The organism is Streptomyces sp. NBC_00620 (assembly GCF_026341825.1).
Classification (GTDB): domain Bacteria; phylum Actinomycetota; class Actinomycetes; order Streptomycetales; family Streptomycetaceae; genus Streptomyces.
On sequence record NZ_JAPENY010000001.1, the window covers coordinates 1289674 to 1303992 of the forward strand.

The 14319-nt window shown below is 69.3% G+C and carries 13 protein-coding genes; 3 read left to right on the plus strand and 10 right to left on the minus strand.

Translation table 11 applies throughout. The annotated features are described in order from the left end of the window. Positions 1-17 precede the first annotated feature (17 nt). The 5 genes from OG246_RS05940 to OG246_RS05960 form a co-directional block, all read right to left on the minus strand. A complete protein-coding gene (locus OG246_RS05940) occupies positions 18-1760 on the minus strand; it encodes a bifunctional uroporphyrinogen-III C-methyltransferase/uroporphyrinogen-III synthase (protein ID WP_266456859.1) in 1743 nt (580 codons plus the stop codon). Further along, positions 1757-2716, minus strand: coding sequence for a hydroxymethylbilane synthase (gene hemC, locus OG246_RS05945; protein WP_266456860.1), 960 nt, complete (start codon positions 2714-2716; stop codon positions 1757-1759). The genes OG246_RS05940 and hemC overlap by 4 nt, the downstream gene beginning before the upstream one ends. Then, complete coding sequence (locus tag OG246_RS05950; protein ID WP_266456862.1) at positions 2713-4605, minus strand: glutamyl-tRNA reductase; 1893 nt, start codon at positions 4603-4605, stop codon at positions 2713-2715. Before OG246_RS05950 ends, hemC begins: the two co-directional genes overlap by 4 nt. After that, entirely contained in the window at positions 4602-5363 is a 762-nt protein-coding gene (locus tag OG246_RS05955) for a redox-sensing transcriptional repressor Rex (RefSeq protein WP_266456864.1), read from the minus strand. Before OG246_RS05955 ends, OG246_RS05950 begins: the two co-directional genes overlap by 4 nt. A gap of 324 nt (positions 5364-5687) precedes the next feature. Next, positions 5688-5996, minus strand: coding sequence for a glutaredoxin family protein (locus OG246_RS05960; protein ID WP_266456866.1), 309 nt, complete (start codon positions 5994-5996; stop codon positions 5688-5690). A gap of 159 nt (positions 5997-6155) precedes the next feature. Between OG246_RS05960 and OG246_RS05965 the strand changes: the two genes are divergently transcribed. The 3 genes from OG246_RS05965 to OG246_RS05975 all read left to right on the plus strand — a co-directional run bounded on the left by OG246_RS05965 (position 6156) and on the right by OG246_RS05975 (position 10120). Then, positions 6156-7097, plus strand: coding sequence for an HAD family phosphatase (locus OG246_RS05965; protein ID WP_266456868.1), 942 nt, complete (start codon positions 6156-6158; stop codon positions 7095-7097). A 758-nt stretch (positions 7098-7855) separates the two neighbouring features. After that, the gene (locus OG246_RS05970; RefSeq protein WP_266456870.1) at positions 7856-8626 is read left to right on the plus strand and encodes an ECF subfamily RNA polymerase sigma factor, BldN family; all 771 of its coding nucleotides are present in this window, start codon (positions 7856-7858) and stop codon (positions 8624-8626) included. Between the two features lie 264 nt (positions 8627-8890). After that, positions 8891-10120, plus strand: coding sequence for a DUF5667 domain-containing protein (locus tag OG246_RS05975; protein ID WP_266456873.1), 1230 nt, complete (start codon positions 8891-8893; stop codon positions 10118-10120). Between the two features lie 115 nt (positions 10121-10235). Here the strand turns inward: OG246_RS05975 and OG246_RS05980 are convergent, their stop codons facing one another. The 5 genes from OG246_RS05980 to OG246_RS06000 all read right to left on the minus strand — a co-directional run bounded on the left by OG246_RS05980 (position 10236) and on the right by OG246_RS06000 (position 14113). After that, positions 10236-11285, minus strand: a complete 1050-nt coding sequence (locus OG246_RS05980) for a lysophospholipid acyltransferase family protein (RefSeq protein WP_266456876.1) — start codon at positions 11283-11285, stop codon at positions 10236-10238. 14 nt (positions 11286-11299) lie between these two features. Beyond that, complete coding sequence (locus OG246_RS05985; protein ID WP_266456879.1) at positions 11300-12361, minus strand: NAD-dependent epimerase/dehydratase family protein; 1062 nt, start codon at positions 12359-12361, stop codon at positions 11300-11302. A gap of 312 nt (positions 12362-12673) precedes the next feature. Beyond that, a complete protein-coding gene (locus tag OG246_RS05990; protein WP_003948845.1) occupies positions 12674-12772 on the minus strand; it encodes an AURKAIP1/COX24 domain-containing protein in 99 nt (32 codons plus the stop codon). Positions 12773-12955: 183 nt separating this feature from the next. Next, on the minus strand, positions 12956-13168 hold the full coding sequence (locus tag OG246_RS05995; protein WP_004984898.1) for a helix-turn-helix domain-containing protein: 213 nt from the start codon (positions 13166-13168) through the stop codon (positions 12956-12958). Between the two features lie 129 nt (positions 13169-13297). After that, positions 13298-14113 (minus strand): phosphatase, encoded by an 816-nt coding sequence (locus OG246_RS06000; protein WP_266456882.1) that lies wholly within the window; start codon positions 14111-14113, stop codon positions 13298-13300. Positions 14114-14319 lie beyond the last annotated feature (206 nt).

The following is a 14319-nucleotide window of genomic DNA, read 5'->3' on the forward strand; positions in this document are numbered from 1 at the left end:
CCCTGACGCAATGGCACCTACGTCGTACGCCGCCGCCGCGACCCCGGCCGCCGCTCGCTCGGCCTGGTGACGGGATCCCCCGCCTCCGTGGCCGCCGCACGGCGCCGCAGACCGAAGTCCGCGAGCGCCTCGGCCAGCTTGAGCGCGGACGGCTCGGGAGCCATCACATCGACCCGGAGGCCGTGCTCCTCGGCCGTCTTGGCGGTGGCGGGCCCGATACAGGCGATCACCGTCACGTTGTGCGGCTTGCCCGCGATGCCCACCAGGTTCCGCACGGTGGAGGACGAGGTGAAGAGCACGGCGTCGAAGCCGCCGCCCTTGATGGCCTCACGCGTCTCGACCGGCGGCGGCGAGGCACGCACGGTCCGGTAGGCCGTGACGTCGTCGACCTCCCAGCCCAGCTCGATCAGCCCGGCGACCAGCGTCTCGGTGGCGATGTCGGCCCGCGGCAGGAACACCCGGTCGATCGGGTCGAACACCGGGTCGTACGGCGGCCAGTCCTCCAGCAACCCGGCGGCGGACTGCTCACCGCTCGGCACCAGATCCGGCTTCACACCGAAGGCGACCAGCGCCTTCGCGGTCTGCTCGCCCACCGCCGCCACCTTGATGCCGGCGAATGCGCGCGCGTCGAGCCCGTACTCCTCGAACTTCTCCCGCACCGCCTTCACGGCGTTCACCGACGTGAAGGCGATCCACTCATAACGGCCGGTGACAAGCCCCTTGACCGCACGCTCCATCTGCTGAGGCGTCCGCGGCGGCTCGACGGCGATCGTCGGCACCTCGTGCGGCACGGCCCCGTACGACCGCAGTTGGTCGGAGAGCGACACCGCCTGCTCCTTCGTACGCGGTACGAGGACCTTCCAGCCGAACAGCGGCTTGGACTCGAACCACGACAACTGGTCGCGCTGGGCGGCGGCGGAACGCTCACCGACCACGGCTATCACCGGGCGGTGACCCTCCGGGGAGGGCAGCACCTTCGCCTGCTTCAGCGTCTGCGCGATGGTGCCGAGGGTGGCAGCCCAGGTCCGCTGACGCGTCGTCGTACCGGCGATGGTGACGGTCATCGGCGTATCGGGCTTTCGGCCCGCGGCCACCAGCTCACCCGCCGCCGCACCGACCGAGTCGAGCGTCGAGGAGACGACGACCGTCCCGTCCGATGCACCGACCTCGGTCCAGCACCGGTCGGAGGCCGTCCGCGCGTCGACGAACCGCACGTCCGCACCCTGCGCGTCCCGCAGCGGCACACCCGCGTACGCGGGCACACCGACGGCGGCCGCGATACCGGGTACGACCTCGAACGGAATACCCGCGGCGACGCAGGCGAGCATTTCCTCGGCGGCGTACGTATCTAGTCCGGGGTCCCCGGACACCGCACGCACGACCCGCTTGCCGCCCCGTGCGGCCGTCATGACAAGATTGGCAGCGTCCCTCAACACGGGGTCACCAACGGTTGTTGACGAACCGTCAACAACCGTTAGCTGAGGCGTGCCCGTACCCGAGTACGCGCTCACGGATGAAGGCGTGCCCACGGGCGACGCATTACTACCTGTACCAGTTTCGGTATCCGTATTCAGTACGGCGACGCCTGGTCTGGCGTGTGCGCGGACGACGTCGAGCACCTCGTGCTCGGCGACGAGAACATCCGCGTTCGCCAGCGCCTCTACGGCGCGCAGTGTCAGTAGTCCCGGATCCCCGGGTCCGGCACCAAGGAAGGTGACGTGCCCGTGGTCCGGACCGGCGGGAAGGTTGGTGGGGCTCAAAGTGCTCGCTCCCCCATCAGACCGGCCGCGCCCTTGGCAAGCATCTCGGCAGCGAGTTCACGGCCGAGCGCCATTGCTTGGTCGTACGTCTCGGGCACGGGACCGGTGGTGGACAACTGCACCAGCGTCGAGCCGTCGGTCGTGCCGACGACGCCGCGCAGGCGCATTTCCTTGACAATCTGCCCGTCGGCCAGCAGGTCGGCGAGTGCACCCACAGGTGCGCTGCAGCCGGCCTCCAGGGCGGCGAGCAGGGACCGTTCGGCGGTCACGGCGGCCCGGGTGAGCGGGTCGTCGAGTTCGCCGAGCGCTGCGACGAGGTCCGCGTTGTCCGCGGCACACTCGATCGCCAGTGCCCCCTGGCCGGGGGCGGGCAAAACAGTGTCGACGGACAGGAAGTCCGTCACTTCCTCGATGCGACCGAGGCGGCTGAGTCCGGCGGCGGCGAGCACGACGGCGTCCAGTTCGCCCTTGTGCACGTATCCGATCCGGGTGTCGACGTTCCCCCGGATCGCGACCGTCTCGATCGTCATCCCGTGATTGCGCGCGTACGCGTTCAACTGGGCCATGCGGCGCGGCGAACCGGTGCCGACGCGGGCCCCGTTCGGCAGCTGCTCGAAGATGAGCCCGTCGCGGGCGACGAGCACGTCACGCGGGTCCTCACGCAGCGGTACGGCGGCCAGCGCGAGTGCCTCGGGCTGGCCGGTCGGCAGATCCTTGAGGGAGTGCACGGCGAAGTCGATGTCTCCGGCGAGGAGTGCGTCGCGCAGCGCGGTCACGAACACCCCCGTGCCGCCGATCTGCGCGAGGTTCTCGCGGGAGGTGTCGCCGTACGTCGTGATCTCAACGAGCTCGACTGGCCGTCCGGTCACCTGCCTTACGGCGTCCGCCACCTGCCCGGACTGGGCCATGGCGAGTTTGCTTCGCCTGGTCCCCAGTCTCAAAGCCTGCTCACTCATGCTCGCCCTCGGTTCTCGGCGCTCTCGGCGTTCTCGGTGGTATCGGTATTGCTGTCCTCGGCCCGTGAGACGGAGGCAACCGTCTCGGGGTCCAGGTCGAACAGGGTCCGCAGCGCGTCCGCGTACCCGGCGCCGCCAGGTTCGGCGGCGAGCTGCTTGACCCGTACGGTCGGCGCGTGCAGCAGCTTGTCCACCACGCGCCGCACGGTCTGGGTGATCTCCCCGCGCTGCTTCTCGTCGAGGCCGGGCAGCCGCCCGTCAAGGCGAGCGATCTCGTTCGCGACGACATCGGCGGCCATGGTCCGCAGCGCCACCACGGTGGGGGTGATGTGCGCGGCCCGCAGGGCGGCGCCGAAGGCGGCCACCTCGTCGGAGACGATCCGTTTCACCTGGTCCACATCGGCGGCCATCGGCGCATCCGCGGAGGCATCGGCGAGCGACTCGATGTCGACGAGCCGCACCCCGAGCAGCCGGTGCACGGCCGCGTCGATGTCGCGGGGCATCGCCAGGTCGAGGAGTGCGAGCACGGGAGCGGGCCGGGGGGCCTCGGCGACGGGCTCGGGCTTGCGGCGCTCGGGAACCCGGCCGACGGTGGCCGCGGTGGCGGCGAGCGCGGTGATGAGTTCGGCGTCGAGCGCGACTCCGAAGGTCGCGGCGGTGGCTCCCTGCGGGACGGCGGCAATGGCACCCGCCGCGTCCGGCGCCCCGGCGAAGCCGGTGGTGTCCAGGCCCTGCGCCTGCTCGGCTGCGGCCGCGGTCTCGGGCGAGCCGGCGAGGGCGGCCGTGCGACCGGATCCTGCGGCGCGCCCCGTCCCCTTGTCCACCCATGCCGCGTGCTGTTCCAGCTCGGCCGCGGCCATTCCGGCCACCGCCGCCTCGCCGAGGACCGAGAAGCCGGCGGTTCCCTGCACGGCGGACAGGTCGAGCGGGCAGCCCTCTTCGCTTCCGACGCTGGTCGGCGCAAGGCCGTCCCGTACGCCGGCGGAGGCGGCCGTACGACCGGATCCTGCGCCCGGAGCCGTGCGGCGGGAGTCCGCGACCGGAGCCGTACGCCCCTCGATCGCGGCGGCGACGGAGTCGGCCGACAGGACGAGACCCGTCGCACCCGTACAGGAGATGGCGATGTCGGCACGTGTCAGCTCGACCGGCACCGAGTCGATCGGTACCGCGCGGGCCAGCACGTCCGTTTCGTCGCTGTCGGTGAGGATCTCGGCGAGACGCTCGGCACGGTCGAGGGTGCGGTTGGCGACGACGATCTCGGCGACCCCGGCGCGCGCGAGCGTCGCGGCGGCCAGCGAGGACATGGAGCCGGCGCCGAGGACCAGCGCCCGCTTGCCCTTGAGCCAGGCGTCGACCGGAGCGCCGGATGCCAGCTGCTCCAGGCCGAAGGTGACCAGGGACTGGCCCGCACGGTCGATGCCGGTCTCGGAGTGGGCGCGCTTGCCGACCCGCAGGGCCTGCTGGAACAGGTCGTTCAGCAGCCGGCCGGCGCTGTGCAGTTCCTGCCCGGTCGCGAGGGCGTCCTTGATCTGGCCGAGGATCTGCCCCTCGCCCACGACCATCGAGTCGAGGCCGCAGGCCACGGAGAACAGATGGTGGACGGCCCGGTCCTCGTAATGCACGTACAGGTGAGGCGTGAGCTCCTCGAGCCCGACCCCGCTGTGCTGGGCGAGCAGCGTGGACAGCTCGGCGACGCCCGCGTGGAACTTGTCCACGTCGGCGTACAGCTCGATCCGGTTGCAGGTCGCGAGCACCGCGGCCTCGGTGGCCGGTTCGGCGGCGAGGGTGTCCTGCAACAGCTTGACCTGCGCGTCCGCGGACAGCGCGGCCCGCTCCAGGACGCTGACCGGAGCGCTGCGGTGACTCAGCCCCACGACGAGGAGACTCATGCCGGCATCACGGCGGGGACGTCCCCGTCAGGTCCTTTGCCGGAGTTCTCCTGAGCGGCCGGGTGCACGGCGGCCGCGGCCTGCGCCTCGGCCTCCTCGCCGGCCTTGCGCTGCTCGTGGAAGGCGAGGATCTGCAGCTCGATGGAGAGATCGACCTTGCGTACGTCGACACCGTCCGGGACGGTCAGGACGGTCGGCGCGAAGTTGAGGATGGAGGTGACCCCGGCGGCGACGAGCCGGTCGCACACTGCCTGGGCGACGCCCGGCGGGGTCGTGATGACGCCGATGGAGACGCCGTTCTCGTCGATGATCTTCTCGAGGCCGTCGCTGTGCTGCACGGCGATCCCGGCGACCTGCTTGCCCGACATCTCGGGATCGGCGTCGATCAGCGCGGCGACCCTGAACCCACGGGAGGCGAACCCGCCGTAGTTGGCCAGCGCGGCGCCGAGGTTACCGATACCGACGATCACGACCGGCCAGTCCTGGGTCAGGCCCAGCTCGCGGGAGATCTGGTACACGAGATACTCGACGTCGTACCCCACACCACGCGTCCCGTAGGAGCCGAGGTAGGAGAAATCCTTGCGCAGCTTCGCGGAGTTGACCCCCGCGGCGGCCGCGAGCTCCTCGGAGGAGACCGTGGGTACCGAGCGCTCCGACAGTGCGGTGAGGGCGCGGAGGTACAGCGGAAGACGGGCGACGGTGGCCTCGGGAATCCCTCGGCTGCGGGTCGCCGGTCGGTGAGTTCGGCCAGTTGCCACGGTGCTCCTGCGGGTAGCGCGGGGCTGCAGGCGGTCACACTTACCTAGACCGCCCCGTCGAATGCAGGCTATGTCTTTGTGAACGCGTGCACAAAGATGGTGTCCGATTTGCCCGGCCAACGTGACCGGGGTCACGCACGCCCGGCGCGCGGTTATGGAACCGGCGCGCGGACACTTTCGTTCCTCGCCTGAAGGGGGCAAAACCGCACACTCTCCTCAACGCATCCCGCCCCCGAGACCAATCGCCGTCGATCCTAGGCGACTTTCCGGACCACTTGGACTACTCAGTCAGGCCACGATGGGGCCACGATCCGCCTCCCGTCACTATGTGAGGGCTTTGCGAAGGCGCTCCTCGTTCACCCTCCAGAACGTGTGCTGAGCGCCGTCGACCAGCACGACCGGGATCTGCTCCCAGTACGCGCGGTACAGCGCCTCGTCCGTACTGATGTCCTTCTGCTCCCAGACGACCCCGAGCTCGTCGCAGACCCTCGCGACCACTTCCTGTGCGTCATCGCACAGATGACATCCGGGCTTCCTGATCAGCGTGACCAGCCGCTGCTCGCCGGGAACCCCGGCCTCCGCCTTCTCCGTACGACGCCCACCGCGCCGGAACATGGAACTCATACCTGCCATTCTCCCGCCGCCCGCGGCCCGCGGGACCCCTCGGTAGCGCCACCATCCCCATCCGACACACCGGCCAGATCACTTCTTTAACGACTCGGTCGCGGAGAGTTCACAGCCTCGAATCCTCACGACTCCGGAACCACCGAACAAACTGGCTATGCTCACGACATGGCCGCTCTCGGATGGCTCACTCCCCGTAGGCGCTCCGCCACCGCGCGGAGCGTCTTGGCAGGCGAGGCCTCGGCGGAGGCAGCGCGCAAAACCTCCCAGGAGCAGGAGGAACTCGCGCACGAAGCCGCGCCCGACGCCCCCGCCGAACCGGACTTCCCGGTGCTCGGCGACGACAAGGCAGCCGCCTTCTTCGACCTCGACAACACCGTGATGCAGGGCGCCGCGCTCTTCCACTTCGGCCGCGGCCTGCACAAGCGGAAGTTCTTCGAGACGCGCGATCTCGCCAAATTCGCCTGGCAGCAGGCGTGGTTCAGACTGGCGGGCGTCGAGGACCCGGAGCACATGCAGGAGGCCCGCGACTCGGCCCTGTCGATCGTGAAGGGCCACCGTGTCGCCGAGCTGATGTCCATCGGCGAGGAGATCTACGACGAGTACATGGCCGAGCGCATCTGGCCTGGCACCCGCGCACTGGCCGAAGCGCACCTGGACGCCGGCCAGAAGGTGTGGCTGGTCACGGCCGCCCCGGTCGAGATCGCAACGGTGATCGCCCGCCGTCTGGGCCTGACCGGCGCACTCGGCACGGTCGCGGAATCCGTGAACGGCGTCTACACGGGCAAGCTCGTCGGCGAACCGCTGCACGGCCCCGCCAAGGCGGAAGCGGTACGAGCCCTGGCCGCCGCGGAGGGCCTGGACCTCTCCCGCTGCGCCGCCTACAGCGACTCCCACAACGACATCCCCATGCTCTCCCTGGTGGGCCACCCCTACGCCATCAACCCCGACACCAAGCTCCGCAAACACGCCCGCAACCTGGAATGGCGCCTACGCGACTACCGCACAGGCCGCAAAGCAGCCAAGGTAGGCATCCCAGCCGCAGCAGGAGTAGGCGCAGTAGCAGGCGGCACAGCAGCAGCAATCGCCCTGCACCGCCGCCGCCGCTGAAGCGATGCCGTCCCGTCCGACGCACGAGGACGGTGCGGTGACACCACCCCGATCCGCCACCCACCCGCGGGAACTGCGCGCTTCAACCCCGTCCGAGCAACGCCGACGCGCCTGACTCTTGAGTACGAGTCAGCACCATCCCGCCCCCCCACCCACCCACCCCGTGGAGGCTCCGCTCTTCAGCCCCGGCCGGGGGAGAGCTTTCAGCCCGTCCGACGTCCGAGGACGAGGCGGCGCCATCCCGATCCCCCACCCACCCGTGGGGGCTGCACTCTTCACCCCCGGGCCAGGGAAGATCTTCCAGCCCGTCCGGCGTTTGAGGACGAGCGCGTCAGCGCGATGCGGGGGTCTGGGGGCGGCAGCCCCCAGGAACAAGGGACGGGTAGGGGCGGAGGGGGCGAAAAACCCACGCCCCAGCCCACACTCTTCCGGATGCTCATGACACGGCAGGAACCCGGCAATCCCACGTTCCTACCCGCGCAACGCCCCCGCCAGTCCCGTTAACCACAGACGACCACAACACGCCCCGCACTCAAACGGAACCCGGACCCAAACGATCAACAAACGGTCACCGTCCGGCACTTGAATCGGCGTCAATAGGCAACAGAAGCGACGCAATCGGTGATTTGAGCAACTCGGTGTAGCGCTGCCTGTACGAAGCGTTATTCTCCTCAGACGCAAACCGCCACCCCTCCGTCGCTACGACGGGTGAACGGTTCCGCACTGAACGTGATGGAAGCTCTGCCTCTGGGAGTCCCGTGTACTCACACGTCGGGGTTGACGCCTCGGGCCTGGCTACGCTGCGCGCAACGGTTCTGGACCGCTTGCGCGGCTTCGTCCCCACCGCGTACGCCGTCCCCGCCTTCGCCGGCCCCGCGCCCGTCGGCCCTTGTTACGCCCTGGCCGACGGAAGCGCGGCGGTCGGCAGACGGGGCCGCTCGAGCTCGGCCACCACCGCACGCCGCCCGGCCGCAGACAGCGACAGCGCCCGGATGATGGAACTCGTGGAGCGCGCCCAAGCGGGCGAGGCCGACGCCTTCGGCCGTCTCTACGACCAGTACAGCGACACCGTGTACCGCTACATCTATTACCGCGTCGGCGGAAAGGCGACCGCGGAAGACCTCACCAGCGAGACGTTCCTGCGCGCCCTGCGCCGCATCGGAACCTTCACCTGGCAGGGCCGCGACTTCGGCGCCTGGCTGGTGACCATCGCCCGCAACCTGGTCGCCGACCACTTCAAGTCCAGCCGCTTCCGGCTGGAAGTGACCACCGGCGACATGCTCGACTCGAACGATGTCGAGCGCAGCCCCGAGGACTCCGTCCTGGAGTCGCTGTCGAACGCGGCACTGCTGGATGCCGTACGACGGCTCAATCCCCAGCAGCAGGAGTGCGTCACCCTGCGCTTCCTCCAGGGGCTCTCGGTCGCCGAGACCGCCCGCGTGATGGGCAAGAACGAGGGCGCGATCAAGACCCTCCAGTACCGGGCGGTCCGCACGCTGGCCCGGCTTCTTCCGGACGACGCTCGCTGAAGCCCGTACACCGGCACAAACGCCATAGCGATCCCACACGTTCAGCGACGCTCAACTCACCGTCCGTAAAAGTCTGTTGACTTCGCGGTCCGATCATCCGTCGTCCGTAACCCAAGTGCCGCGACGCTCGTTGTGCGGGATACAGGCTCCCTGTGGTCACTCCCTGGCCGCCACCGATCACTCGATCGTGTGGATGTGGTCAGGGAGTGCAACCCTCAGGACCCCCTGGGGAGTCGACCGTCATGATGAGAGGAGGTGCCGCCAGTGATCGCGAACGTATCGGCACACCGGCGGGCGAACGCCTTCGCCCTGGCCCTGGAGGAGCAGTCCGACCAGGGCACGGCGGCCGAGCAGCCCGATGGGTCGGCACCGTCCCAGGCTGCGTCGGAACAGACCGAGCAGGGCCTGCTGTTGGCCCTCGCCACCGGTCTCGGCGAGCTGCCCAAACCGGGGCTGGACCCCGGGGTCAAAGTCGTGCAGCGAGCCCAGCTCGTGGCCGCGATGGAGGCGATGCTGCTGGAGGGCACCGCCTCGGGAGGCGAGGGTTTGGGCCCTTCGGTGCCCGAGCAGCGCTCCCGCAGGGGCGCGCACCGGGCGACCGGGCTGGGGAAGTTGCGGCCCCGTTCCAGGCTGTCGAAGGGGCTCGCCGCGGGCGGGCTCACCGTCAGTGTGGCCGCGGGAGCCTTCGGCGGCGTGGCCGCTGCCAGCTCCGACGCCCTTCCCGGTGACTCGCTCTACGGGCTGAAGCGCGGCATGGAGGACATCAAGCTGGGCCTGGCCCACGGCGACAGTGACCGGGGCGAGCTCTACCTCGACCAGGCCTCGACCCGGCTCAGCGAGGCACGCCGACTGATGGAGCGCGACCGTTCCGGGCAGCTCGACCACGAGTCCCTGGGCGAGATCCGCCGCGCCCTGTCGGGCATGCAGCACGACGCGGCCGAGGGCCACCGTTTGCTGCACGAGGCGTACCAGCGGGACGGCTCACTGGGCCCCATCCAGGCCCTGTCCGCCTTCTCGCAGTCCCACCGAGAAGCCTGGGGCATGCTGCGAGACCGGCTGCCCGTGCAGCTCGGCGACGTGAGCAGCCAGGTCTCGTCGGTCTTCGACGCCATAGACGACGAGGTCGACCCGCTGCGCTCGCTGCTCCCGCAGCCTCCCGTGCAGGAGGGCACGGGCCGCCACCGCGGCTCCAGTTCCGACTCCACGGGCTCCTCCGGTACGGACCGTCCGGCGCCCAGCGCCACCAGCGGCGGTTCCTCCACCGGCAGCCAGAGCAGCGGCAAACCCAAGCCGTCCACCTCTGACAGCCAGGACGAGGGCCTGCTCGGCGGCAACACGGGCGGCCTCCTGGACCCGCCCGAGGACACCACCGGCTCAGCCTCCCCGTCCACCGGCAATGGCACTCCGTCCGCCGGCGAACCGGACGTCACCCTGCCGCCGCTCCTCCCGGGCCTGCTCCCGGGCCTGGGCATCGACAGCGAGGACGCGAGCTAGACCGAAGGTGCTGTACGGCGGTGGGGGCGCCCTTCCTGAGAAGGGCGCCCCCACCGCCGTACAGGCGCGTAATCAGAAGAAACGTATGTGCATGATCAGAAGAACACCGGCCGGATCAGAAGAACACTGACCGCCGCTGCACCAGCAGCTTGTACAGCGTGTGCTGAATCTGCTCCCGCACCTGATCCGTCAGGTTGAACATCAGCATCGGATCCTCCGCCGCCTCCGGCGGATAGCCGTCCGTCCGGATCGGCTCGCCGAACTGGATCGTCCACTTCGTGGGGAGCGGGACCGCGCCGAGCGGGCCCAGCCACGGGAAGGTCGGAGTGATCGGGAAGTACGGAATGCCCAGGACACGCGCCAGGGTCTTCGCGTTGCCGATCATCGGGTAGATCTCCTCCGCGCCGACGATCGAGCACGGGATGATCGGGGTGCCCTGCTTCAGGGCCGTGGAGACGAAGCCGCCGCGGCCGAAGCGCTGGAGCTTGTAGCGCTCACTGAAGGGCTTGCCGATGCCCTTGAAGCCCTCGGGCATCACACCGACCAGTTCGCCGCGTTCGAGCAGGCGCTCCGCGTCCTCGGCGCAGGCGAGGGTGTGACCGGCCTTGCGGGCCAGCTCGTTGACAACCGGCAGCATGAACACCAGGTCGGCCGCCAGGAGCCGGAGGTGCCGGCCCGCGGGATGGTTGTCGTGAACGGCGACCTGCATCATCAGGCCGTCCAGCGGCAGCGTCCCGGAGTGGTTGGCGACGATCAGCGCCCCGCCCTCGGCAGGGATGTTCTCGATGCCCTTCACCTCTACGCGGAAGTAATTCTCGTAGAGCGGGCGCACCAGCGACATCAGTACCTGGTCGGTGAGTTCGGCGTCGTATCCGAAGTCGTCGACCTCGTAGTCGCCCGTGAGCCGCCGGCGCAGGAAGGCCAGGCCCCCGGCGATACGCCGTTCAAGACCGCCGCTCTCCTGCGGCTCCTGGGGCGGCTGTTCCTCACGCGTCACGGGAACATCATCCCGCTGTACGGCCCGGCCGGGCAGGGGCTGGACCTCACGTACCACCACGGGATCGCCCGCGCGCCGGCTACCCGCGCTCCGGCGACGCGGCGGGCGCTGCACCGCACCCCCGCGCGACCGGTCGTCGTCGAACGGAATGACCTTGGCGTCCGCCATCGTTGATGCGCTCCTCAGTTGGCGCTCTGCGTCGGGGGGTGGCCGCCGCCCAGGAAGGGCAGCGCGGCGATCCGGTCGACGGCTCCCGCAACGGCCTCGGGGGGCAGAAGTCCAGGCCCCCGGCTGCGGGCGAAGTCCGCGAAGGTCTCCGCCGTCGTGTACTTCGGCTGGAATCCCAGCGTCTCGCGCATCTGCTTCGTCGCCACGACCCGGCCGTGTGTGAGCAGCCGCAGCTGCTCCGGCGAGAAGTCCGTCACGCCCAGGGTACGCACCGCCGTACCCACCCAGGTGAGCGCGGGCAGCAGCAGCGGCACCGTGGGACGCCCCAGGCGCCGCGAGCACTGGGAGAGCAACAGGACGCCGTCGCCCGCGATGTTGAACGTGCCGCTGTTGAGCGTCCCGCGCTCCGGCTCGTGCGAGGCGATCCGCAGCACCTCGATCACGTCGTCCTCGTGCACGAACTGCAGCCGGGGGTCGTAGCCGAAAACGGTCGGCAGCACCGGCAGCGAGAAGTACGAGGCGAGCGGCGAATCCGCGCTCGGCCCCAGGATGTTCGCGAACCGCAGCACACACACGGCGACGTCGGGCCGCCGGCGCGCGAACCCTCGTACGTACCCCTCGACCTCGACCGTGTCCTTCGCGAAGCCGCCGCTGGGCAGCGACTTGGGCGGGGTGTTCTCGGTGAAGACGGCCGGATCGCGCGGCGCGGACCCGTACACGTTCGTACTGGACTTCACGACGAGCCGCTTGACCGTCGGGGACTTCTGGCAGGCGCCCAGGAGCTGCATGGTGCCGATGACGTTGGTCTCCTTGACCGTCGTCCGGCTGCCGCTGCCCAGCGCGGTGCCCGTCACATCCATGTGCACGACCGTGTCGGCGTTCGTCTCGGCGAGCACACGCGCGATGGTCGGGTGCCGGATGTCGGCCTGGATGAAGTCGGCACCGCCGAGATGGTGCTCGGGCGGAACCGCGTCCACGGCGATCACCCGGTCCACCTGTGGGTCACGCTGGATCCGCCGTACGAACCGGCCGCCCAGCCGACGGGCCACCCCGGTCACGAGCACGACCTTCCCCAAGATCAGCGCCTTCCTTCCAGACCTGCAACGTAGCTCTGCTCGTACCCTGCCGTGTTCCCCGTGTGCCGCCAACCTAGCGGGTTGATGTTGCGCTGTGATGACCGCCCGATGCACGAAGTGACGACAGCCACAGACGTACGACCAGACCAAGCCATTCGGCGCACAGACATACGCTCAGCGATGAAAAGGCTTTCTGTCGCCGGCGACGGGCCGAATTCGGCCCGGAAATGGCAAAGCCTTTCGTGGCCGGATACGCCTGTGGCCCCCCACCAGTCGGTGGAGGGCCACAGTACGCGCTTCTAGCGGCGCCGCTTACTTCTTGTTGCGACGCTGAACGCGAGTGCGCTTGAGCAGCTTGCGGTGCTTCTTCTTCGCCATCCGCTTGCGCCGCTTCTTGATAACAGAGCCCACGACTACCCTCGCTCACTTCTCTTTACTCGCTGCTGGGCTGCATGGGCCCACACGACTATGAGGGGCCAGCCTACCCGTCCGAGCGCTGAGGTCGTAATCGAGGGGATCCGGGAGATCTCCAGGCGATCCCCGAGTGATCCCTAAGGATCTCCCGGAGCCCCCGGACGGTCTCCCGGACCGCCGTCAGGCTGTCTCCACCCCCACATAGCTCTCGCGGAGGTACTCGTGAACCGCTTGCTCCGGCACCCGGAAGGACCTCCCCACCCGGATCGCCGGCAGATGACCGCTGTGCACCAAGCGGTACACGGTCATCTTCGACACTCGCATCACCGAGGCGACTTCCGCCACGGTCAGGAACTGAACCTCGTTCAGAGGCCTCTCGCCAGCTGCAGCCATGACACACCTGAACCTTCCGCACTCGACGGTCACCGGCTTCCCCTTCCGGTGACACTTCGTCGTTGCGTGCTCACTCCCCAGAGTAGAGGCGGGTGATGCGAGTGGGGAAGAGGAGCTGTCATCGGCCGCCTACTGTGACAGACACGCTCGATTGAGTACATAGCGAGTAAGCGGTCGGTAGTAATCAGACCGCACAGCGTCATCAAGCGGAACGACGACGGACACCCGCCCCTCTGCCTCCCCGACGAAGAGCGCAGGATCGTCCGTATCCGCCAGCCCCATCGCCTCGAACCCCAGCTGACCTGCCCCGCAGACCCATCCGTGGTCTCCGATCACCAGCTCCGGGAGCAGCCCACCGGCCTCCGCCGCGGCGGCCAGAACGGTGCGAACCGGGAGGGGTGAGTGGGAGTGTGCGCCGGTCGCACTACCGGGGGCTCGCGCGCCGGGTTCGCGCACCAGCGCGACACCTTGTACGTAGTCAAGGTTGTACGTGCGTAGACCGAACCGGGTCGTTATGTCGACAGAGCTACCCTGCGCGGGGGTGAGGACGGCACACCCCGCCGCCGACAGCGCGTCCGCCAGAGCGGCGTAGAAACTGATCAGCCGATGCGGGTGCCCGGTGCCGAGAAGCACCGGTTCGCGGTTGCGGGCCGCCTCTCCGAGCCGCGCCGCGAAGGCGTCGAGGGCCGCCAGGGTCCGCTCGGGATCGATCACATCATGCCCCGAAGTGTGCGCCGGGTCGGCAGAAACCCCGCACTTGTCCGCCATCAACTCGATCAAGTCCCGCTGCCGCCAGCTCCATTCGGGATCAAGCCCGAGCAGCACGCGAGGATCACGAGCAGCGAAGAGCCGATAACTCCGCAGACTCTCCTCACGCGAGGTGGCCACAGGCCCGGCCAACCGGGCAGCCAACAGGTGTGCACGCAACGCTCCGGTGCTCAACACACCAGCGATGCTGACGCATTTGCCGGGGCTTCACCCCGAAAATCCCGAAAAGGCCGCACAGTTGGCGTAATGGGTGCCATGGGGCTCCGCCCGGCGACAGAGGTTCTGAGCCCGCCCGGCGTCTGGGGACGGGATGGTGTCCCGGGCCGGGGAAGGTCCTTTCAGCCCGTCCGGCGTTTGAGGACGAGGCGCTGCCATCCCCATCC